Annotated in this window: 20 protein-coding genes; 13 read left to right on the top strand and 7 right to left on the bottom strand. The window is 54.8% G+C overall.

Features of this window, described 5'->3' with window-relative positions:
* Positions 1–2: 2 nt before the first annotated feature.
* Positions 3–2,450: a glycogen phosphorylase gene (gene glgP, locus F3J37_RS14095; RefSeq protein WP_166933955.1), complete on the top strand. Its 2,448-nt coding sequence runs from the start codon at positions 3–5 to the stop codon at positions 2,448–2,450.
* Positions 2,451–2,538: 88 nt separating this feature from the next.
* On the opposite strand, the gene F3J37_RS14090 is transcribed toward glgP, so the two are convergent.
* Positions 2,539–3,096: a DcrB family lipoprotein gene (locus F3J37_RS14090; RefSeq protein ID WP_034827084.1), complete on the bottom strand. Its 558-nt coding sequence runs from the start codon at positions 3,094–3,096 to the stop codon at positions 2,539–2,541.
* A gap of 125 nt (positions 3,097–3,221) precedes the next feature.
* The gene (locus tag F3J37_RS14085; RefSeq protein ID WP_034827083.1) at positions 3,222–3,887 is read right to left on the bottom strand and encodes a 7-cyano-7-deazaguanine/7-aminomethyl-7-deazaguanine transporter; all 666 of its coding nucleotides are present in this window, start codon (positions 3,885–3,887) and stop codon (positions 3,222–3,224) included.
* Between the two features lie 307 nt (positions 3,888–4,194).
* Here F3J37_RS14085 and tusA point away from each other — a divergent pair, with 307 nt between their 5' ends.
* Positions 4,195–4,443: a sulfurtransferase TusA gene (gene tusA / locus F3J37_RS14080; protein WP_034827082.1), complete on the top strand. Its 249-nt coding sequence runs from the start codon at positions 4,195–4,197 to the stop codon at positions 4,441–4,443.
* On the opposite strand, the gene F3J37_RS14075 is transcribed toward tusA, so the two are convergent.
* Positions 4,440–6,716: a zinc/cadmium/mercury/lead-transporting ATPase gene (locus F3J37_RS14075; protein ID WP_166933953.1), complete on the bottom strand. Its 2,277-nt coding sequence runs from the start codon at positions 6,714–6,716 to the stop codon at positions 4,440–4,442. The two genes, tusA and F3J37_RS14075, sit on opposite strands and share 4 nt — an antisense overlap.
* 92 nt (positions 6,717–6,808) lie before the next feature.
* The gene (locus tag F3J37_RS14070) at positions 6,809–7,438 is read right to left on the bottom strand and encodes a lysoplasmalogenase (RefSeq protein WP_097118920.1); all 630 of its coding nucleotides are present in this window, start codon (positions 7,436–7,438) and stop codon (positions 6,809–6,811) included.
* 162 nt (positions 7,439–7,600) lie between these two features.
* Between F3J37_RS14070 and F3J37_RS14065 the strand changes: the two genes are divergently transcribed.
* Complete coding sequence (locus tag F3J37_RS14065) at positions 7,601–7,957, top strand: DUF2500 domain-containing protein (protein WP_160834062.1); 357 nt, start codon at positions 7,601–7,603, stop codon at positions 7,955–7,957.
* Positions 7,958–7,984: 27 nt separating this feature from the next.
* On the opposite strand, the gene F3J37_RS14060 is transcribed toward F3J37_RS14065, so the two are convergent.
* Together F3J37_RS14060 and rsmD are read right to left on the bottom strand one after the other, a co-directional pair.
* On the bottom strand, positions 7,985–8,254 hold the full coding sequence (locus F3J37_RS14060; protein WP_034827067.1) for a DUF1145 family protein: 270 nt from the start codon (positions 8,252–8,254) through the stop codon (positions 7,985–7,987).
* Positions 8,244–8,843 carry a 16S rRNA (guanine(966)-N(2))-methyltransferase gene (rsmD, locus tag F3J37_RS14055; RefSeq protein ID WP_058960042.1) on the bottom strand — a complete coding sequence of 200 codons (600 nt, stop codon included), beginning with the start codon at positions 8,841–8,843 and terminating at the stop codon, positions 8,244–8,246. The genes F3J37_RS14060 and rsmD overlap by 11 nt, the downstream gene beginning before the upstream one ends.
* A gap of 230 nt (positions 8,844–9,073) precedes the next feature.
* Between rsmD and ftsY the strand changes: the two genes are divergently transcribed.
* The 4 genes from ftsY (at position 9,074) to rpoH (ending at position 13,461) form a co-directional block, all read left to right on the top strand.
* Complete coding sequence (gene ftsY, locus F3J37_RS14050) at positions 9,074–10,714, top strand: signal recognition particle-docking protein FtsY (protein WP_166933951.1); 1,641 nt, start codon at positions 9,074–9,076, stop codon at positions 10,712–10,714.
* 5 nt (positions 10,715–10,719) lie between these two features.
* On the top strand, positions 10,720–11,388 hold the full coding sequence (ftsE, locus tag F3J37_RS14045; RefSeq protein WP_034827061.1) for a cell division ATP-binding protein FtsE: 669 nt from the start codon (positions 10,720–10,722) through the stop codon (positions 11,386–11,388).
* Positions 11,378–12,364, top strand: a complete 987-nt coding sequence (ftsX, locus tag F3J37_RS14040; protein ID WP_058960044.1) for a permease-like cell division protein FtsX — start codon at positions 11,378–11,380, stop codon at positions 12,362–12,364. Before ftsE ends, ftsX begins: the two co-directional genes overlap by 11 nt.
* A 239-nt stretch (positions 12,365–12,603) precedes the next feature.
* Positions 12,604–13,461 carry an RNA polymerase sigma factor RpoH gene (gene rpoH, locus F3J37_RS14035; protein ID WP_034827057.1) on the top strand — a complete coding sequence of 286 codons (858 nt, stop codon included), beginning with the start codon at positions 12,604–12,606 and terminating at the stop codon, positions 13,459–13,461.
* Positions 13,462–13,608: 147 nt separating this feature from the next.
* Here rpoH and panM read toward each other — a convergent pair whose 3' ends face one another.
* Complete coding sequence (panM, locus tag F3J37_RS14030; protein ID WP_166933949.1) at positions 13,609–13,995, bottom strand: aspartate 1-decarboxylase autocleavage activator PanM; 387 nt, start codon at positions 13,993–13,995, stop codon at positions 13,609–13,611.
* A 404-nt stretch (positions 13,996–14,399) separates the two neighbouring features.
* Between panM and F3J37_RS14025 the strand changes: the two genes are divergently transcribed.
* The 6 genes from F3J37_RS14025 (at position 14,400) to ugpB (ending at position 20,957) form a co-directional block, all read left to right on the top strand.
* A complete protein-coding gene (locus F3J37_RS14025) occupies positions 14,400–15,527 on the top strand; it encodes a branched-chain amino acid ABC transporter substrate-binding protein (RefSeq protein WP_166933947.1) in 1,128 nt (375 codons plus the stop codon).
* Positions 15,528–15,681: 154 nt separating this feature from the next.
* Positions 15,682–16,608: a high-affinity branched-chain amino acid ABC transporter permease LivH gene (gene livH / locus F3J37_RS14020; protein WP_166933945.1), complete on the top strand. Its 927-nt coding sequence runs from the start codon at positions 15,682–15,684 to the stop codon at positions 16,606–16,608.
* Positions 16,605–17,876: a high-affinity branched-chain amino acid ABC transporter permease LivM gene (locus tag F3J37_RS14015; RefSeq protein WP_058960048.1), complete on the top strand. Its 1,272-nt coding sequence runs from the start codon at positions 16,605–16,607 to the stop codon at positions 17,874–17,876. The genes livH and F3J37_RS14015 overlap by 4 nt, the downstream gene beginning before the upstream one ends.
* Positions 17,873–18,640, top strand: a complete 768-nt coding sequence (gene livG / locus F3J37_RS14010) for a high-affinity branched-chain amino acid ABC transporter ATP-binding protein LivG (protein ID WP_034827032.1) — start codon at positions 17,873–17,875, stop codon at positions 18,638–18,640. Before F3J37_RS14015 ends, livG begins: the two co-directional genes overlap by 4 nt.
* A gap of 1 nt (position 18,641) precedes the next feature.
* Entirely contained in the window at positions 18,642–19,355 is a 714-nt protein-coding gene (livF, locus tag F3J37_RS14005; protein WP_034827030.1) for a high-affinity branched-chain amino acid ABC transporter ATP-binding protein LivF, read from the top strand.
* A 285-nt stretch (positions 19,356–19,640) separates the two neighbouring features.
* Positions 19,641–20,957, top strand: coding sequence for a sn-glycerol-3-phosphate ABC transporter substrate-binding protein UgpB (ugpB, locus tag F3J37_RS14000; RefSeq protein ID WP_034827028.1), 1,317 nt, complete (start codon positions 19,641–19,643; stop codon positions 20,955–20,957).
* The last annotated feature ends 17 nt before the right edge of the window (positions 20,958–20,974 follow it).

Raw genomic sequence — 20,974 nt, 5'->3', positions numbered from 1 at the left:
ATATGAATGCACCTTTCACCTATGCCTCACCCACGCTAACGGTTGACGCACTGAAGCACTCAATCGCCTATAAACTGATGTTTACTATTGGTAAAGACCCGTCGATCGCCAATCAGCATGAGTGGCTTAACGCCGCCTTGCTGGCAGTGCGCGATCGTATGGTGGAACGTTGGTTGCGCTCAAGCCGTGCGCAGCTGTCGCAGGATGTGCGTCAGGTTTACTACCTGTCGATGGAGTTCCTGATGGGACGCACGCTGGGCAATGCATTGCTGGCGATGGGCATCTATGACGATCTCAATCAGGCGCTGGACGAGATGGGGCTCGACCTCAGTGAACTGATGGACGAAGAGAACGATCCGGGGCTTGGCAATGGCGGCCTGGGTCGTTTAGCGGCCTGTTTCCTCGACTCGCTCGCCACCCTCGGCTTACCGGGACGCGGTTATGGCATTCGTTATGACTACGGCATGTTCAAGCAGAATATTGTCGACGGTCAGCAGCGTGAATCGCCGGATTACTGGCTGGAATACGGCAATCCGTGGGAGTTCCAGCGCTTCAATACCCGCTACAAAGTCCGCTTTGGTGGCCGTCTGCAGCATGAAGGTGCGCGCGTACGCTGGCTGGAAACCGAAGAGATTATCGCGGCGGCTTACGATCAAATCATTCCAGGTTTCGACACCGATGCCACCAACACGCTGCGCTTGTGGAGCGCGCAGGCCAGCAATGAGATCAACCTCGGCAAGTTTAACCAGGGGGATTACTTTGCGGCGGTGGAAGATAAAAACCATTCAGAGAACGTATCGCGCGTGCTCTATCCGGATGATTCTACCGATTCTGGTCGTGAACTGCGTTTGCGTCAGGAGTATTTCCTCGTCTCCGCCACGGTGCAGGATATTTTGAGTCGCCACTGGCAAATGCATGAAACCTGGGACAACCTGGCGGATAAAATTGCTATCCATCTTAATGACACCCACCCGGTTTTAGCCATCCCTGAATTGATGCGCTTGTTGATCGACGATCACAAGTTCAGCTGGGATGACGCTTTTGAGGTCACTTGCCAGGTGTTCTCGTACACCAACCACACATTGATGAGTGAAGCGCTGGAAACCTGGCCGGTGGATATGTTCGGCAAGATTCTGCCGCGCCACCTCAGCATTGTGTTTGAAATCAACGATTACTTCCTGAAAACCATCCAGGAATACTATCCGGATGATTGGGATTTGATGTCACGCATCTCGATCATCGACGAAAATAACGGCCGTAAGGTGCGCATGGCGTGGCTGGCGGTGGTAGTGAGCCACAAGGTGAATGGCGTTTCAGAGCTGCACTCCAACCTGATGGTGCAGTCGCTGTTTGCTGATTTTGCGCGCCTGTTCCCGGGGCGATTCTGTAATAAAACCAATGGCGTGACGCCGCGTCGCTGGCTGGCGCTGGCTAACCCGGCGCTTTCTGATGTGCTGGATGAGACGATTGGTCGCACCTGGCGAACCGACCTCAGTCAGCTGAGCGATCTGACGCCACACGTTGATTATCCGGCCTTTATCGAGCAAATTTCCGACGCCAAATTCGCCAATAAAAAACGTCTGGCGGATTGGGTGGCGAAGAACATGGATATCGTGCTGGATCCGCATGCGCTGTTCGATGTGCAGATCAAACGTATCCATGAATATAAGCGTCAGCTGCTTAACGTACTGCACGTCATCACCCGTTATAACCGCATCAAAGCCGATCCCACCGCGGATTGGGTGCCACGCGTCAATATCTTCGCCGGTAAAGCCGCATCGGCCTATTACGTGGCGAAGCACATCATCCATCTGATCAACGATGTTGCCAACGTGATCAACAACGATCCGCAGGTGAAGAACAAGCTGAAGGTGGTGTTTATTCCTAACTACAGCGTGAGCCTGGCGCAGATCATTATTCCGGCGGCGGATCTCTCCGAGCAGATCTCTACAGCGGGTACTGAGGCGTCCGGCACCAGTAACATGAAGTTTGCCCTCAATGGCGCGTTGACCATCGGCACGCTGGATGGTGCGAACGTCGAGATGCGCGAGCATGTGGGTGCGGAGAATATCTTTATCTTCGGCAACACCACTCCGCAGGTCGAGCAGTTGCACAAGGATGGCTACAACCCGCGTAAATATTATGAGGAAGATGCCGAGCTGCACCAGGCGCTAACGCAAATTGCCAGTGGTGCATTCAGCCCGGGAGAGCCAGGTCGCTATCGCAATCTGTTTGATGCGCTGGTGAACTTCGGCGATCACTATCAGCTGCTGGCCGATTATCGCAGCTATGTGGATGCGCAGGATAAGGTGGACAAGCTTTATCGTCAGCCGGATGAGTGGCAGCGCCGTGCGGCATTGAATATCGCCAACATGGGCTACTTCTCAGCAGACAGGACGATCCAGGAGTACGCGGACGAGATTTGGCACATTTCGCCGGTGAGATTGTAAGGTATGAAATGGGTCGCCATTAAAGGCGACCCTGAACGCAATGGATGAGATTTTCGAAGGGTGCGCTTTTATGCGCACCTGTAAAGCATTACTTGAGAGTGATGCTTTTCACGATCGCATCAGCATCGCTCTGCGCCTGCTGCTGATTGTCGGCTGGAAGAGTGATCTGCAGGGTCAGCAATTTGCCATCCACTTTTGCCAGAATCACGGAAGACCATGAGGTTTGGTTGTTGGCCGAAATCACGGTATCCAACTGCTGAGCTGGCTGATCTTTCAGCGTCACCGCTTTGTTAGAAACGACCTGCAACTGCGGATCGCGACCGCGTTGCTGCTGTTCCAGACGCTGTGACAAGGCATCCAGCGCTTCGTTGGTCGGATCGCCCGCAATCACAATAATCGCGCGCTGGCCGGTTTCATCGGCGTACACATGCATATTGGTAGATTCAGAACCGAGTTTACCGCTTTTATCAGACATGCCCGCCGGCAGACTGAAGCTCAGTTTGCCGTCCATCAGGTTCACCGTCTGGGCTGACTGGCTGGCGCTGGCACCGTTGCTGCCTGCCGCCGCATCTTCTTTCTTCTGATCACAGGCCGCAAGACCTAACACCAACAAACCAATACCCGCATATTTCACTAAGTTACGCATTCTTTTCCCTTTGATGATTCCAGTCAGGTGCTTTCTACCCGGTATAAAAACGGAATCGGCGGTCAAAAGCAACCGCCGGTTTGTCAGGAAATCTTAGCGCGCTGCGGCGTTTCGTCTATGTGCAATTAGCCGAAATTGATCTGACGCTGTGTCGAGCGCTCTGCCAGACGTTTTAGCAGGCTGTTCAGCAACACACCGTAAGCAGGCAGGAAGAAAATCATGCAGATTAGCACTTTGAAGCTGTAATCCACCAGTGCGATCTCCACCCAATGCGCGGCCATGAACGGGTCCGGGCTCTTGTAGAAGGCGATGAAAAAGAAGGCCAGCGTATCGCTGATATTGCCGAGGAACATGGCTGCAGCAGGGGCGATCCACCACTGCGGTAAACGACGCAAACGGTTAAAAACGTGGACATCCAGAATCTGACCGAGCGCATAGGCCATAAAGCTGGCACTGGCGATACGTGCGACAAACAGATTCACCTGTTCCAGCGATGCCCATCCCTGCCATTCGCCCTGGTAAAACACACAGGACACCACGTAAGAGATAAACAGCGCCGGGATCATCACCGCCAAAATAATACGACGGGCTAACGGCGCGCCAAAGATGCGCACGGTGAGATCGGTAGCGAGGAAGATAAATGGAAAGCTAAAGGCACCCCAGGTGGTGTGGAAGCCGAAGATGGAAACCGGCAGCTGGACCAGATAGTTACTGGAAGTGATCACCAGCAGATGGAATAGGGAAAGCCAAAACAGCGCATGCATGCGCTGACGTGCAGAGAAATCAATCATGTCTGACCTTTTTGAGTAATGGGGTGAGGGAACCCAACAATCCTCTTCATACTTCGCGTTGTCGCTTCGTTGGCTACGTTCGCGTACCCCAGCCACTTAGTTATGTAAGCTCCTGGGGATACACGCACTTGCCGCCTTGCTAAAACGTGAATTATTTCGAGGATTAAGCAATTTGGTAAAAAAACGGCGGCATCTTAGCGCGTTGCGCAATTAATGCAATGGTTAATTTTAACGCAATCGTTATCGCCTTGCGCTGTGCATTTAGCGCGCTAGAATGAGCGCCCATCTTGAATGAAGACAGAGAATCATGAGCGATCCCTTTTCTGCGCCGGACCACAAGCTTGATGCCCTTGGCCTGCGCTGCCCTGAGCCGGTAATGATGGTGCGCAAAACCGTGCGCACCATGCAGGCGGGCGAAACCTTACTGATCATTGCCGATGATCCGGCCACCACGCGTGATATTCCCGGTTTTTGCCGCTTTATGGAACATCAGTTGCTGGCACAGCAGACGGAAACGCTGCCGTACCAGTATCTGATTCAGAAGGGCACGGCTTAACGCTGTCGCAGCAATCGCAAAGCGTTGGCTGTGACCAGCGCTGTTGCACCTGAATCTGCCAGCACCGCCAGCCACAAACCGGTGAAACCGAGCAGTGTGGTGATCAGGAAAATGCCTTTCAGCCCCAGCGCTATCGCGATGTTTTGACGGATGATGGCGCGCGTGCGACGGGCCAGTGCGATAGTGCGTGGCAGAATTGCCAGACGGTTTTGTGTCAGCGCGGCGTCGGCGGCTTCCAGCGCGACATCGGTGCCGCTGCCCATGGCAATGCCAATCGTGGCCGCTTTCATCGCCGGGGCGTCGTTAATGCCATCGCCTACCATCGCCAGCGGCTGCTGCTCCTCCAGTTTGCGCACCATCTCCACTTTATCGGCAGGCAACAAGCCGGCGCGATAATCGATGTTGAGTTGCGTCGCCATCGACGCCGCCGCACGCGGGTTATCACCGGTCAACATCAGGCTATTAATGCCCAGCGCTTGCAACTGTGCCAGCGCCGTGACGGCTTCCTCGCGTAGCTGATCCTGCAACGCCAGGGTGCCGATGACGGTCTCATCCTGTAACAGCACCACCACAGTTTTACCTTGAGCTTCCCGTTGCGCGATCGCCTGCTGCTGATCGACCGTGAGCGTGCTGGCATCACGTGGTGCCAGCAGCTGATAGGTCACGCCATCAATCTGCGCACGGATGCCGCTGCCAGCCAGCGTTTGCTGCTGCCGGGCGCGCGGTAGCCTGAGCTGGCGCTTTTCGGCCTCACGCACGATGGCGATCGCCAATGGATGGCTGGAACTTTGCTCCACTGCCGCCGCAATGCTCAGCAGTGCATTTGCTTCCATCGCACTGAAAGATTCGACCTCGGTCACCTGCGGTTTACCCAGTGTGAGGGTACCGGTTTTATCGAATGCGATGGTCTGGATGCGGCTGAGACGTTCCAGCGCGGCGCCACCTTTGATCAGGGCGCCCTGTCGCGCGGCCGCCGCTAAGCCAGAGGTGATTGCAGCGGGGGTAGAAATCACCAGCGCACAAGGGCAACCAATTAACAGCAGCGTCAGGCCTTTATAAATCCATGGCAACCACGCTACCCCCGCTAACATTGGCGGCAGCACCATCACGAACAGCGCCAGCAGCATAATGGCAGGCGTATAAATGCGGCTGAAGCGATCGATAAAGCGCTCAACCGGTGCACGGTGGCTTTCAGCTTCTTCGATGAGCTGCAGGATGCGATCAATCGCGCTCTGGCCAGGTTCGGAGATGACTTTCAGCGTGACCAGGCGATCCACGCTGGTGGCGCCAGCCATCACCGTTTCGCCCGGCTGACGGGCAACCGGCACGGACTCGCCCGTCAGCGCACTTTCATCAAAACTGGCGCTCTGGTTCAGCAGCTCGCCATCGGCCGGCAAACGACCGCCAGCCGCGACTTCAATCGTATCGCCAGGATGCAAGTCAGCCAGCGCCACCTGCTCGCGCTGCGTGCCTTTCAAACGCGTAGCAGTATCGGGGCGCAGTGCCATTAACGCCGTCACACCGCGTCGTGCGCGAGAAGCTGCAAATGACTCCAGCCGTTCACCCAGTTGGAACAGCAACAGCACCATCGCGGCTTCGGCATGTGCGCCAATCACCAACGCACCTGTGGCGGCAAGGGTCATCAGGGTTTCGATACTGAAGGGTGAACCGCCTCGCAGCAGTTTCCACGCGCTGAATGCAATCGGAGCCAGGCCGATCAGCGTGGTCATCACAAACAGGCGATCGCCCCATACCGGAGAAACCTGGCTCAGCAGCCAACTGGCAAGCATCAGCAGCGCCAGTAACAGCAAACCGGCATTTTCCTGCCAGCGGCGTTGCGGTGCGGGCTGAGATTGCGGATCGTTTGAGGTCAGGGTAAAACCGACATTTTTGACGGCCTGTTCGATGGCCGGGCGAATATCCTGGTCGGCATCCACCACCAGTTTTTCACTGGCAAAAATCACGCGAGCGGTGCGCACCTGCGCCAGCTGTTGTACAGCACTTTCAATTTTTCGCGCGCAGCTGGGGCAATCCATTCCGGCAATCTGCCAGCGGAATTGATGAGATGTGGATGAGGGCCTGTCGCTTTCGGCGTCGCTTTCGCCGCCGGGACTGCCGCTGTCGTTGTCACAGCAACCGCAACCACTTTCTGGTGTGGCGGGGAGGGCGGCTGAGATTTTCAGCGTCGTAGGTGAAACGCTGCGAATGGCGCACAGCGGCTGGGTTTTGCTGTGGGATTTTCCACAACGGCATGAATGAGAATGGGCGTGCATAGAGCCTCCGGGATCAATGCGGGCCACTGCCCGCATCCCGAATGCTACACTCTGGAGTCAACTCCAGAGTCAAGCAAAAGGTCATCTTTTCTTCAATACAGCCACAGCGAACGCACAATCATAAAGTGGCCGGCAAAGTAGCAAGCGGCAACAATGGCGCTATCGGCACTGAAACGGCGGCGATAATGGGTGATAAACCAGATAATGTTGCCTAACAGCAGCAGTCCGGCGCCAACCAATAGTGAGAAGCTGTAATCCGTTGGGCGGAAGAAGTAATTCTCTGCCGCCATCCAGTTCATCACCAGTGTCATCCCAATTAGGGTACAGATCGGCCAGCGCAAATCCTCCAGCTTCGACCAGATAATGCCAATCACCACCACCCCAATCACCAGCAGCGTGACCGGAATCGGCCAGAAGAAACTCATGGTCATGTGGGCAGCAAAGCTGATGGTGTAGAGCAGATGTGACAAGAAGAATGCACCCAGTGCATAGAGCATTTGCTGGCGAGGCAGTAACGTCAGTGCATCACCGACCAGAGTGGCAATCAGGCCAGCCAGGATCAGATAGTCGGTGGTATTCAGTGTGGGTGCTTGCCATGCCCAGGCGACCAGCAACAGCAAGGTAACGGGTTTGAACAGCCAGCGTTGCCACTGCGGGCCGCGGTATGAAGCATCAACGTACAGCCAACCGGAAAAAAGTACGGCAAGGAAAGACCAAAGCATGTTTTCTCCCTTTTCTGAACGTGCTGTCCAGAGTCATGAATTTTCCCAAAATCGCGATCTCAGTGTAAGTTACCGGCGACGAATGTGACAATCGGTCAACTCTGGTTGTATGCTTTGTCGTCTTTTACTGTTCCGACATTAACGCAAAGTGCGAGAGAAAACATGAGCAAACCACCGCTAATCTTTTTCATCGTTCTGGCGATTATTGCCGTATTGGCGACCCGTCAGTTTATTAAGCAACGCCGTGAAACCGCGGTAAATGATGCTTCACCGATTCGCTCACTGAGCGTAGAAGTGAAAACCAAACGTGAGTTCCCTTCCCCCAATCGCCGTTCGCGCCAGCGTGAAGAGATTGTGGCTGAAGATATGAAGTACGAAGCCTGGTTTCATCCACTCAATGGGGCGAGTGATATCAAGGTGGTGGTGAGCGCCGATGACTATCATCATATCGATAAGGGCGCGAAGGGAGAGTTGAAAATGCAGGGCAGTCGCTTTGTCAGTTTCACGCCTGCGCAATAAAACGGGCCGCTGCAGCGGCCCGTATCGTTACATCTTCGGGTAATGCTTTTTCTGCCACGCCAGCAGTTCAAACACACCAAAAAAGAAAATCTTCGCTTGCGTGACGCCACTGAGTTTTGGCGCCTCTTTCGGCTGAGTCGCGCGCAGCAGAACCAGCTGCAAGCCGTGCATGATCACCATGAAGAACAGTGCCACATGCACAAAGTAGCGCAGCGGTGTCGGGAAAGGATGCACCAGATTGAGCAGCAGAAATGCCCAGACGCAAATCATCAGTAATCGTCCCAGATTAAGCCACATCGTGCGTCTCCTGTTGGCGTTGATAAAGGCGATATGCCACCTGACCGGCAATTTTTTCGCGATATAAATCCCAGTTAGCGGGCGCCACTGGCGTGCCGTGCTCCACTTCACTTTCGACGTAAATCAGTGCGTTCTCCGCCAGCCAGCCATTGTTTTCCAGCAGCGTCAGCGTCTCCAGTAGCAAGCCTTTGCGGAATGGCGGATCAACAAACACCACATCGAACGGCTCTCCGGGTTGGCTTAACCACTGCAGCGTATTGGTCTGCACGACGTTGCCTTGCGTCGCACGCAGGGTTTGCAGATTCTGCGACAGCTGTTGGGCGACGGAACGTTCCATCTCAAGCAGCGTAGCAGACGCCGCATAGCGTGACAGTGCTTCCAGGCCGAGCGCACCGCTACCGGCGAAGCAATCGAGACAACGCGCTTCCTGAATATCCGGCGCTAACCAGTTAAACAGGGTTTCACGCACGCGATCGGTGGTGGGACGCAGGCCTGCGCTATCCGGCACCGGTAATTTGCGGCCGCGCCACTGTCCGCCAATGATACGAATCTGGCCAGCAGCGCCGCTGCTGCGGGGGGATTTACTCATTTTGCTCACAACTCGTCATAATTTGTTGCGTAGTTTAACGGGCGTGGCAGGCAGAAGAAACGTAAAAAAGGGTGCTGTGGTGCGCTGGCTGGAAAGTGTTAGACTACTGAGTTGATATGGCGCGCGTAATTGCCTGATTTTTACGCCGCTCACGAACAAAAAATTGAATTTTTTATCCCCTGGGAACAGCGTGCTACCGGGAATAAGCCATCGAGGAGTGTGGTTACACAATGGCAAAAGAGAAAAAACGTGGCTTTTTTTCCTGGCTAGGCTTTGGCAAAGAAGAAGAGAAGCAGCAGCCTGCGGAAGAGCAGCAACCGGCCGAAGCGGCGCAACAGCCGATCGCTGAAGAGAGCGCGTTAGCAAGCGCCGAAGCGCAGGCGGAAGAGACGGTTGCCGTCACTGAGCACGTAGCCGAAGAACAACGGGCACAGCCGGAAGCGGTGGTGTCCAAGCCGATCACGGCAATTGAAGAGGAAGTGCTACCGGAGGAGGAAATCCATCCGGACGTAGCACCTGTCGAAGAAGAGCCTCAGGCAGAAGAACTGATTGTTGAAGCGCCTGCTGCGCAGCACGAGCCGGAGATCGAAGAAGCAGTCGTTGAGCCAGTGATTGCGCAGCACGAGCCAGAGATCGAAGAAGCGGTCGTTGAGCCAGTGATTGCGAAGCACGAGCCAGAGATCGAAGAAGCGGTCGTTGAGCCAGTGGTTGCGCAGCATGAGCCAGAGATCGAAGAAGCGTCCGTTGCGCCAGTAGTTGCGCAGCATGAGCCGGAAATCGAAGAAGCAGCCGTTGAATCGGAAGACGACGCGTTAAGCGACGAAGAACTTGAAGCCTTGGCGTTGGCCGAAACCTATGCGGAAGACGCTGAAGCCGAAGCGCAGGATACCGTCAGCGATTTACCGCTGGCCGCAGCGCCGCTGGTCACGCAGGAGCAGGATCGTCCGACCAAAGAGGGCTTCTTTGCTCGCCTCAAGCGCAGCCTGGTCAAAACCCGAGAAAACCTCGGTTCCGGTTTTGTTAGCCTGTTCCGCGGCAAAAAAATCGATGATGACCTGTTTGAAGAGCTGGAAGAGCAGTTGCTGATTGCTGATGTGGGTGTAGAGACCACGCGCCGCATCATCACCAATTTGACGCAGCAGGCTAACCGCAAGCAGTTGCGTGATGCTGAAGCACTTTACGGCCTGCTGAAAAGTGAAATGGCCGGCATTCTGGAAAAAGTGGATCAGCCACTGGATGTGGGCGGCAAAGCGCCATTTGTTATCCTGATGGTAGGCGTCAACGGTGTGGGTAAAACCACCACTATCGGTAAGCTGGCGCGTCAATATCAGGCTCAGGGCAAATCAGTGATGTTGGCGGCGGGTGATACCTTCCGTGCAGCAGCAGTGGAACAGCTTCAGGTCTGGGGTCAGCGTAACAACATTCCTGTGGTGGCTCAGCATACGGGTGCTGACTCGGCTTCCGTTATCTTCGACGCCATTCAGGCCGCGAAGTCACGCAACGTCGATGTACTCATTGCAGATACCGCTGGTCGCCTGCAGAACAAAGCCCATCTGATGGAAGAGCTGAAAAAAATCACCCGCGTGATGAAAAAGCTGGATGAGGATGCACCACATGAAGTGATGTTAACCCTCGATGCCAGCACCGGGCAAAACGCCGTTAGCCAGGCCAAACTGTTCCATGAAGCGGTGGGACTGACAGGCATCACGCTGACCAAGCTCGACGGCACCGCCAAAGGTGGTGTGATCTTCTCGGTTGCCGATCAGTTTGGCATTCCGATTCGTTATATCGGTGTCGGGGAAGGCATCGAGGATTTACGGCCGTTTAAGGCCGCAGACTTTATTGAGGCACTGTTTGCCCGAGAGGAATGATTGGGATGATTCGCTTTGAAGAGGTCAGTAAAGCATACCTGGGAGGACGTCAGGCGCTGCAGGGAGTGGATTTCCATCTTCGCCCCGGCGAAATGGCATTCCTGACCGGCCACTCCGGTGCAGGGAAAAGTACCTTGCTGAAGCTGATTTGTGGCATTGAGCGCCCGAGCGCCGGGCAAATCTGGTTTAGTGGCCACGATATTTCACGTCTGCGTCGCAGCGAAGTGCCTTTCCTGCGACGTCAGATCGGGATGATTTTCCAGGATCACCACTTGCTGATGGATCGTTCGGTCTATGACAACGTGGCGATTCCACTGATCATTTCCGGCGCCAGCGGTGAGGATATTCGTCGCCGTGTATCGGCAGCGCTGGATAAAGTCGGCTTGCTCGACAAAGCGAAGAGTTATCCGATCCAGCTTTCTGGTGGTGAACAGCAACGTGTGGGTATTGCCCGCGCGGTGGTGAACAAACCTGCGGTGCTGCTGGCGGACGAACCCACCGGTAATCTGGATGATGCCCTGTCAGAAGACATTCTGCGCCTGTTTGAAGAGTTCAATCGCGTTGGTGTGACCGTCTTAATGGCGACGCACGACACCGGGCTGATTGCCCGCCGCAATTACCGCTTGATGACGCTGAATCAGGGACGCCTGCACGGAGGCCATGATGGTCAATAAACGCAATAAGCGCCCAGCGGCGCCGAAGGCGGCGAAGGCGCCTTCAAAAAGTAAGGCTCTGAAAGGCGGCTGGCAGGAGCAGTGGCGCTATGCGCTGCGCGGTACGCTCTCGGATATGTGGCGTCAGCCGCTGGCCACGCTGCTGACCGTGATGGTGATTGCCATCTCGCTGACGCTGCCGAGCGTCTGCTATATGGTGTGGAAAAACGTCAGCCAGGCGGCGACGCAGTGGTATCCGGCACCGCAGTTGACGGTGTATCTGGATAAAGCGCTGGATGATACGGCGGCTGAGAATGTCGCTGCTGAGCTGAAAAAGTTAGATGGCGTGGATAACGTCAACTATCTGACGCGCGAAGAAGCGCTGAATGAGTTCCGTAACTGGTCTGGTTTTGGCGGCTCGATGGATATGCTGGAGCAAAACCCGCTGCCTGCCGTGGCCATCATCACGCCGAAACTGAATTTCCAGAATTCAGACACCATGGCTAACCTGCGCGACCGCGTGTCGAAAGTGCAGGGTGTGGATGAAGTGCGCATGGATGACAGCTGGTTTGCCCGTTTAGCGGCGTTAACCGGGCTTGTAGGGCAAATTGCTTCGATGATTGGTCTGCTGATGGTGGTGGCGGTGTTCCTGGTGATTGGTAACAGCGTGCGCCTGAGCATCTTTGCCCGTCGCGATACCATTAACGTGCAAAAGCTGATTGGTGCCACCGACGGCTTTATCTTGCGTCCGTTCCTGTATGGCGGCGCGCTGTTAGGTTTCAGTGGTGCAGTGCTTTCACTGCTGCTGTCCGAAGTGCTGGTACTGCGTCTGCAATCAGTCGTAGCGCAGGTGGCGACGGTGTTTGGCACCACCTTTGTTCTTGAAGGTTTTTCCTGGGACGAAGGGCTGCTACTGCTGCTCATCGCCGCCATTATTGGCTGGGTTGCCGCATGGTTAGCCACTGTACAACATTTACGCCGATTTACGCCGCAGTAACCAACAGCAACGTTTTTTGATATACTCTTCCTCTGCTGCCGACGATCTGGGAGCAGAGGAATCTTCCTATTTTCCCCGCCGTCATCTGTGTGTAAAATATTCACTGCTAATATTGAACTTGTGGATAACTTTGTCGTCCAAGTAGCACAGATTGCTTTTGGTTTTTTCGCGACGTTGACATAATGTAACGTCTGCGCAAAATACCGCGCAGCAAGTCCATTGAATTTGTGAGGGTTTGAATGACCAAAGAAATGCAAACTTTAGCGATTGCGCCTCTGGGTAACCTGGAATCTTATGTCCGGGCTGCCAACAACTGGCCGGTGTTAACGGCAGAAGAGGAGAAGGCATTAGCGGAGAAACTGCATTACCAGGGCGATCTGGATGCAGCTAAGACGCTGATCCTGTCTCACCTGCGCTTTGTTGTTCATATTGCTCGTAACTACTCCGGTTACGGCCTGCCACAGGCGGACCTGATTCAGGAAGGTAACATCGGCCTGATGAAGGCGGTGCGTCGCTTCAACCCTGAAGTTGGCGTGCGTCTGGTGTCATTTGCCGTGCACTGGATCAAAGCAGAGATTCACGAATACGTGCTGCGTAACTGGCGTATCGTGAAAGTCGCGACCACGAAAGCCCAGCGCAAGCTGTTCTTTAATCTGCGTAAAAGCAAACAGCGTCTTGGTTGGTTTAATCAGGATGAAGTGGAGATGGTTGCGCGCGAGTTGGGCGTGAGCAGTAAAGATGTCCTCGAGATGGAATCTCGTATGGCCGCGCAGGATATGACTTTCGACATGTCTTCGGATGACGAAGCTGGCGAAGGTAAGCCGATGGCACCGGTACTCTATCTGCAGGATAAAACCTCAGACTTTGCCGACGGCATTGAAGAGGATAACTGGGATGCGCACGCTGCTGATAAGCTGAGCGATGCCATGCTGAGCCTTGATGAGCGCAGCCAGCACATCATCCGCGCCCGTTGGCTGGATGATGAGAACAAAACCACGCTGCAGGAGTTGGCCGACAAATATGGCGTCTCTGCAGAGCGTGTGCGTCAGCTGGAAAAGAACGCCATGAAGAAACTGCGTATGGCGATTGAAGCCTGAGAACCATCAGGTGAAAAACGGGGCGACTTTATAGTCGCCCTTTTTATTTGCCCGCAGTCCGTAGCCGCGCAATGTATTGCGCATCAGTCACCAACCCTGGCGCTTCAGGACAGCGCGATAAATCGCGCCGTTACGTGTCCGCAATAATTAGCGCACCCAGCCATCGGCCTGCGTGCGAAAACCACAGGCCTGCATAAAGGCCGCGCGCACACTCTGATCGTCGTCGCCGTCATCGGCTACCCACCAATCTGCCAGCGCGCGATTCTGTGCGATAGTCTCTTCCAGCAAATATTGCCCGACTCCACGGCGGCGCGTCACTTCGCGCACGGTGAGGTGTGAAATCTTCCCCTGCGTGCCACAAATCTCCAGCTGCAACCCGCCCAACAGACGATCGTTAAACCTTGCCGCATACAAGCGCTGCGTCTCGCTTAATGCAGCCTCAAGTTGCGAAATATCGATCTGCGACCAGACTTTAGCTAAATCCAACCGATCCTGCGGCGTGAGTGCGGTGATTCGCTGAATAGTGAGCTTCATTACCCTTACCTGTACTGCCAGAAAGGCCATAGTGTAGCGAATTTAGACAGTCAGCGTGCTGTCACTTTTTTGCGATAAAAATAGGTCAAATGCCAGCCGCTTTGCCAGGATTGTGGAGGAAGTCATCAATGTTAGCTGAAAAAGCCAGCATAACGCGCTGGCATTTTGGCTAAAAACCGGCCATAAAAACCAGATGATTCTGCTGTGCAACGCGACTAATACTGAATATGTCAGTTGATTTACAGAAGAAAGTTCCTGTTTAATAACCTGAAAAATAAAGCCTTATTACCAATAAATGCCAGAAAAGAGCGCTAACTCATTATTCTTGAATCAGTTTTCCTCTTTGACTGGCAGAAAATAAACCAAACACAACGACACACGACACAACAGATGGGGAAGTTCGCATGAAAATGAGTAAAGGACGCGCATTACTGGCGGGTTGCGTTGCGCTGGCGCTGAGCCACGCGGCACTGGCGAAAGATATCAAGATTGCCATCGTTGGCGCAGCAACTGGTCCGGTTGCACAATACGGTGATATGCAGTTCACCGGTGCAGCGCAAGCCATTAAGGACATCAACGCCAAAGGTGGCGTGAACGGTGACAAACTGGTTGGCGTGGAATATGACGACGCCTGTGACCCGAAACAAGCGGTTGCAGTGGCCAACAAAGTGGTTAACGACGGCATCAAGTATGTGATCGGCCACCTGTGCTCCTCTTCTACTCAGCCTGCTTCCGACATCTATAACGATGAAGGCATTCTGATGATCACCCCAGCGGCAACCGCACCAGAGCTGACCGCGCGTGGCTATGCGGATGTGCTGCGTACTACCGGTCTGGATTCCGATCAGGGTCCAACCGCTGCAACTTACATTCTCAATGAGATCAAACCAAAACGTATCGCTGTGGTGCATGACAAGCAGCAGTACGGTCAGGGACTGGCCGAATCGGTGCAGAAAACCCTGAAAGCCAAAGGCGGCAATGTGGTGTTGTTCGAAGGTATCACCGCGGGCGATAAAGATTTCTCTACGCTGATTGCGCGTCTGAAGAAAGAAAACGTCGATTTCGTTTACTACGGCGGCTACTACCCAGAGCTGGGCCAGATTTTGCGTCAGGCAAAATCAGCCGGTTTGACTGCTGGCTTCATGGGCCCAGAGGGCGTGGGCAACGCCTCACTGTCTAACATCGCCGGTGATGCTTCTGAAGGTCTGTATGTGACCCTGCCGAAGCGTTATGACCAGCTGCCAGAGAACAAGGCCATCGTTGACGCGATCAAAACCAACACGGCCTCAAACCGCAAAGATCCAACCGGTCCGTTCGTCTGGACGACTTATGCCGCGATTCAGTCACTGGTGGCCGGTATCGAGCGCAGTAAGAGCGATGAGCCTGATGCGATTGCTAAGAATCTAAAAGAAGGCGCTGCAGTGCCAACCGTGATGGGCAACCTGAACTGGGATCAGAAAGGCGACCTGAAAGGCTTCGAATTTGGTGTCTTCAAATGGCACAAAGACGGTTCTTCTACCGCTGTTAAGTAATTCCCAAGCTTAAATAGATTGGCCCTCTCTCTTGCCGGAGAGGGCTGGGAGAGGGACAGCGCACACGACTCTCATGACGCGCGCTGCTGTTCCCTCACCCTAACCCTCTGCCAAAAGGGAGAGGGGATTTTTAGTCCACATGCAGGTCCTCACTATGTCCGAGCAGTTTCTCTATTTCATTCAGCAGATGTTCAACGGGGTCACCCTCGGGAGCACTTACGCGCTGATCGCCATTGGTTACACCATGGTTTACGGCATCATCGGCATGATCAACTTCGCCCATGGCGAGGTGTATATGATCGGCAGTTATGTCTCCTTTATTGTGATTGCCGCCCTGATGATGATGGGTATCGATACCACGTGGCTGATGATTGCCGCCGGGTTCGTGATGGCGGTGATCATCTCCAGCGCCTACGGCTGGAGCATTGAGCGCGTGGCGTATAAACCCGTGCGCTCCTCTAAGCGCTTAATCGCGCTGATTTCGGCTATTGGGATGTCGATCTTTCTGCAGAACTACGTCAGTCTGACGCAAGGTTCGCGTGATCTGGCGTTGCCAAGCCTGATTACCGGCCAGTGGACGCTGGGCGAGAGCAACGGCTTTGCTGCCACGCTCTCCACCATGCAGCTGGTGATTTGGGTCGTGACCTTCCTCACGATGCTGGCCCTGACGCTGTTTATTCGTTATTCACGTATGGGCCGCGCCTGCCGCGCCTGTGCGGAAGACCTGAAAATGGCCAGTCTGCTGGGGATTAACACTGACCGCGTGATTTCACTGACCTTCATTATTGGTGCGGCGATGGCGGCGGTGGCGGGCGTGCTGCTCGGCCAGTTCTACGGCTCCATTAACCCGTTCATCGGCTTTATGGCCGGGATGAAGGCGTTTACCGCTGCGGTATTAGGCGGCATCGGCAGTATTCCTGGCGCGATGATTGGTGGTCTGGTGCTCGGTATCGCTGAAGCGCTGACCTCGGCGTATCTGTCGACCGAATACAAAGATGTAGTGTCATTCGCACTGCTGATTGTGGTGCTGCTGGTGATGCCTACCGGCATTCTGGGCCGCCCGGAGGTAGAGAAAGTATGAAACGCCTCGGTCTGGTCAATGCCGTGATTTCAACGGTGATGTTACTGATTCTCGCCACTTTCTTTATGGGCGTCCGTCTTGATCTTGATGGCACCAAACTGGTGGTGGCTAACGCTGGCGCGGCGCGCTGGAACTGGATTTTCATCGGCTGTGCGGTGGTTTTTGTCTTCCAGCTGCTGCGCCCGCTGTTCCATGGAAAGTTCAAACGCAGCGGTAAAGGCTTTGTGCTGCCGGGCTTCGATGGTTCGACGCCAAAGCAAAAGCTGGTGATGGCGCTGTTGATTGTTGCTGCGGTGCTGTGGCCGTTTCTGGTGTCGCGCGGCAGTGTCGATATCGCAACATTAACGCTGATCTACGTGATGCTCGGTCTCGGCCTCAACGTGGTGGTCGGCCTGTCTGGTTTGCTGGTGCTGGGCTACGGTGGTTTCTATGCCATCGGCGCTTACACCTTTGCGCTGCTCAATCACTATTACGGTTTTGGTTTCTGGGAAAGCCTGCCGCTGGCGGGGATTGTCGCCGGTGCGTTTGGCCTGATGCTCGGCTTCCCGGTACTGCGCCTGCGCGGTGACTATCTGGCGATTGTGACGCTCGGCTTCGGTGAGATCGTGCGTATTCTGCTGCTCAACAGCACCTCTATTACCGGCGGTCCAAACGGTATCGCGCAGATTCCTAAACCAAGCCTGTTTGGCATTGAGTTTGGACGTCGTGTCAGTGAAGGCGGCTGGACCACTTTCCATGAGCTGACGGGCCTGCAGTACGATCCGAATCATCGTGTAATCTTCCTCTATCTGGTGGCGCTGCTGCTGGTGGTGCTGACCTTGTTCGTGATTAACCGTTTGCTGCGTATGCCATTGGGTCGCGCGTGGGAAGCGCTGCGTGAAGATGAGATCGCCTGTCGTTCATTGGGGCTCAGCCCAACACGCATCAAGCTGACCGCTTTCACCATCAGCGCCGTGTTCGCCGGTTTTGCTGGCACGCTGTTTGCCGCACGTCAGGGTTTTGTTAGCCCGGAATCCTTCACCTTCGTCGAATCAGCCTTTGTGCTGGCGATTGTGGTACTGGGCGGCATGGGTTCGCAGTTTGCGGTGATCCTCGCGGCCGTGCTGCTGGTGGTGTCGCGCGAATTGATGCGTGATCTGAACGAGTACAGCATGCTGGTGTTGGGTGGTTTGATGGTGCTGATGATGATTTGGCGTCCGCAAGGATTGTTGCCGATGAAGCGTCCACACCTGAAGTTGAAAAGCAGTAAACAAGGAGAGCAGGCATGAGTCAGCCTTTGTTAGCCGTTGAAGGCTTGATGATGCGCTTTGGCGGGCTGTTGGCCGTCAACAATGTGGCGCTGGAACTGCATCCCCAGGAAATCGTGTCACTGATCGGGCCAAACGGTGCCGGTAAAACCACGGTGTTCAACTGCCTGACCGGTTTTTACAAGCCGACCGGCGGTACCATCAAACTGCGCGATCAGGAGTTGCAGGGCCAGCCGGGCCAGAAGATTGCGCGTATGGGCATCGTGCGTACTTTCCAGCACGTGCGACTGTTCCGTGAGATGACGGTGATTGAAAACCTGCTGGTCGCGCAGCATCAGCACCTGAAAAGTGGCGTGTTCTCCGGCCTGTTCAAAACCCCGGCGTTCCGTCGCGGGGAGAGTGAAGCGCTGGATCGTGCTGCCACCTGGCTGGATCGCATCGGCCTGCTGGAGCTGGCCAATCGCCAGGCGGGCAACCTCGCTTACGGCCAGCAGCGTCGTCTGGAGATTGCGCGCTGCATGGTGACGCGTCCGGAAATCCTGATGCTGGATGAGCCTGCCGCAGGACTTAACCCACGCGAAACCCACGAACTGGACGAACTGATTGCCGAACTGCGCGGTGAGCATAAGGTCTCGGTACTGTTAATCGAACACGATATGAAGCTGGTGATGGGCATTTCTGACCGCATTTATGTGGTGAACCAGGGCACACCGCTGGCTAACGGTACGCCGGAAGAAGTGCGTAACAATCCGGATGTGATCCGTGCTTATTTAGGTGAGGCGTAATATGGCAAACCCAATTTTAACGTTGCAAGGGGTGAGTGCCCATTACGGCCCAATTCAGGCACTGCACAACATTAACCTGCACATCAGTCAGGGTGAAATTGTCACCCTGATTGGGGCTAACGGCGCAGGTAAAACCACGTTGCTCGGCACCCTGTGCGGTGAGCCGCGTGCCACCAGTGGCACTATTATCTTCGACGGCAAAGAGATCACCGACTGGCAAACCGCCAAAATCATGCGTGAAGCGATTGCGATTGTGCCGGAAGGCCGCCGCGTGTTTTCACGCATGACGGTGGAAGAGAACCTGGCGATGGGCGGTTTCTTTGCCACGCGCCAGCAGTATCAGGAGCGCATTGAGCGGGTTTATCAGCTGTTCCCGCGTCTGGCTGAACGTAAAGTGCAGCGCGCGGGCACCATGTCCGGTGGTGAACAGCAGATGCTGGCGATCGGTCGTGCGCTAATGAGTCAGCCGCGTTTGCTGTTACTCGACGAACCTTCTTTAGGTTTAGCGCCGATTATTATTCAGCAGATTTTCGATACGATTGAACAGTTGCGTAAAGAGGGCATGACCATTTTCCTGGTGGAGCAAAACGCCAACCAGGCGCTGAAGCTCGCCGATCGCGGCTACGTGCTGGAGAACGGTCATGTGGTGCTGGAAGACAGTGGTGAAGCGTTGCTGTCCAACGAAGCGGTACGCAGCGCTTACCTCGGCGCCTGACCTGGCTTACTTGCCAGCTTGCGGTTGGGCAGTGCTCGCCATCCTCACGTACTAAGAGTACGTTCCGGTGGCTGCGCCGCCGACGGTCTGACTGCAACGCTGGCGGTCTAAACAGTGGCTCAAGTTTGAGATAACTTGTGCCACTTTAAACTTTCTAATACGCGCAATCTCCGTCACATTTCCGTCATAAACCTGTTATTAATCCGTCATTTCCCCGTGTCATGTTACTTCGCGAACAAAAAAATGCGTGATATCGCGCGTACCTAACAGCACAGGAAAAAACTTATGTCCGCTTTTACGCTTCGTCCCCGCCTGATGAGTGTTTTGCTTGGTCTGGCGCTCAGTGGTAACGCGCTGGCTGCCACTGACATTCCTTTCTGGCACTCAATGGAAGGCGAGTTAGGCAAAGAAGTCGATTCTCTGGCACAACGTTTTAACCAGGCTCACCCAGAATATAAAATCGTACCGACTTACAAAGGTAACTACGAGCAGAGCCTGGCAGCGGGTATCGCTGCTGTGCGTACCGGTAAAGCACCGGCGATTCTGCAGGTTTACGAAGTGGGTACGGCGACCATGATGGCTTCAAAAGCTATCGTGCCTGTGCATGACGTGTTCAAAGACGCGGGCGTGCAGATGGATCCAAAACAGTTCGTGCCAGCGGTTGCAGGTTATTACAGCGACAGCAATGGCCAGCTGATCTCTCAGCCGTTCAACAGCTCAACCCCAGTGCTGTACTACAACAAAGATGCCTTCAAGAAAGCCGGTCTGAACCCAGACCAGCCGCCTAAAACCTGGCAGGAACTGGCAAAAGACGCCGACGCACTGCGTAAAGCGGGCATGACTTGTGGTTACGCCAGCGGCTGGCAGGGTTGGATTCAAATCGAAAACTTCAGCGCCTGGCATGCACTGCCGGTTGCCACCAAAAACAACGGCTTTGACGGTACCGACGCGGTATTGGAATTCAACAAGCCGGTTCAGGTGCGCCACATCCAGATGCTGGAAGACATGAACAAGAAGGGTGATTTCACCTACTTCGGTCGTAAAGATGAATCCACCGCGAAGTTCTACAACGGCGATTGCGGCATCACCACGGCTTCTTCCGGCTCTCTGGCGGATATCAAGCATTACGCTAAGTTCAACTTCGGCGTCGGCATGATGCCTTATGACTCAACTGTGCCTAACGCACCGCAGAACGCCATCATCGGCGGCGCGAGCCTGTGGGTGATGAAAGGCAAAGATGCCGACACCTACAAGGGCGTAGCAGAGTTCATGAAGTTCCTGGCTCAGCCAGAAATCGCCGCAGAATGGCACCAGAAGACCGGTTACCTGCCAATCACCACTGCTGCATATGAGCTGACCAAGCAACAGGGCTTCTATGACAAGAACCCAGGCGCAGACATCGCCACGCGTCAGATGCTGAACAAAGATCCACTGCCGTTCACCAAAGGCATGCGTCTGGGCAACATGCCACAGATTCGTACCATTGTGGACGAAGAGCTGGAAGGCGTGTGGACGGGCAAACAGGCTCCACAGGCTGCACTGGATAACGCTGTGAAGCGCGGAAACGAACTGCTGCGTCGTTTTGAACAGCAAGTGAAGTAATTCCGTTGTCTCGGGGC

The organism is Candidatus Pantoea communis (genome assembly GCF_011752685.1).
Lineage (GTDB): Bacteria > Pseudomonadota > Gammaproteobacteria > Enterobacterales > Enterobacteriaceae > Pantoea > Pantoea communis.
Note: the sequence above shows the minus strand (reverse complement) of the source record. Positions and strands in the feature narration are given on the sequence as shown.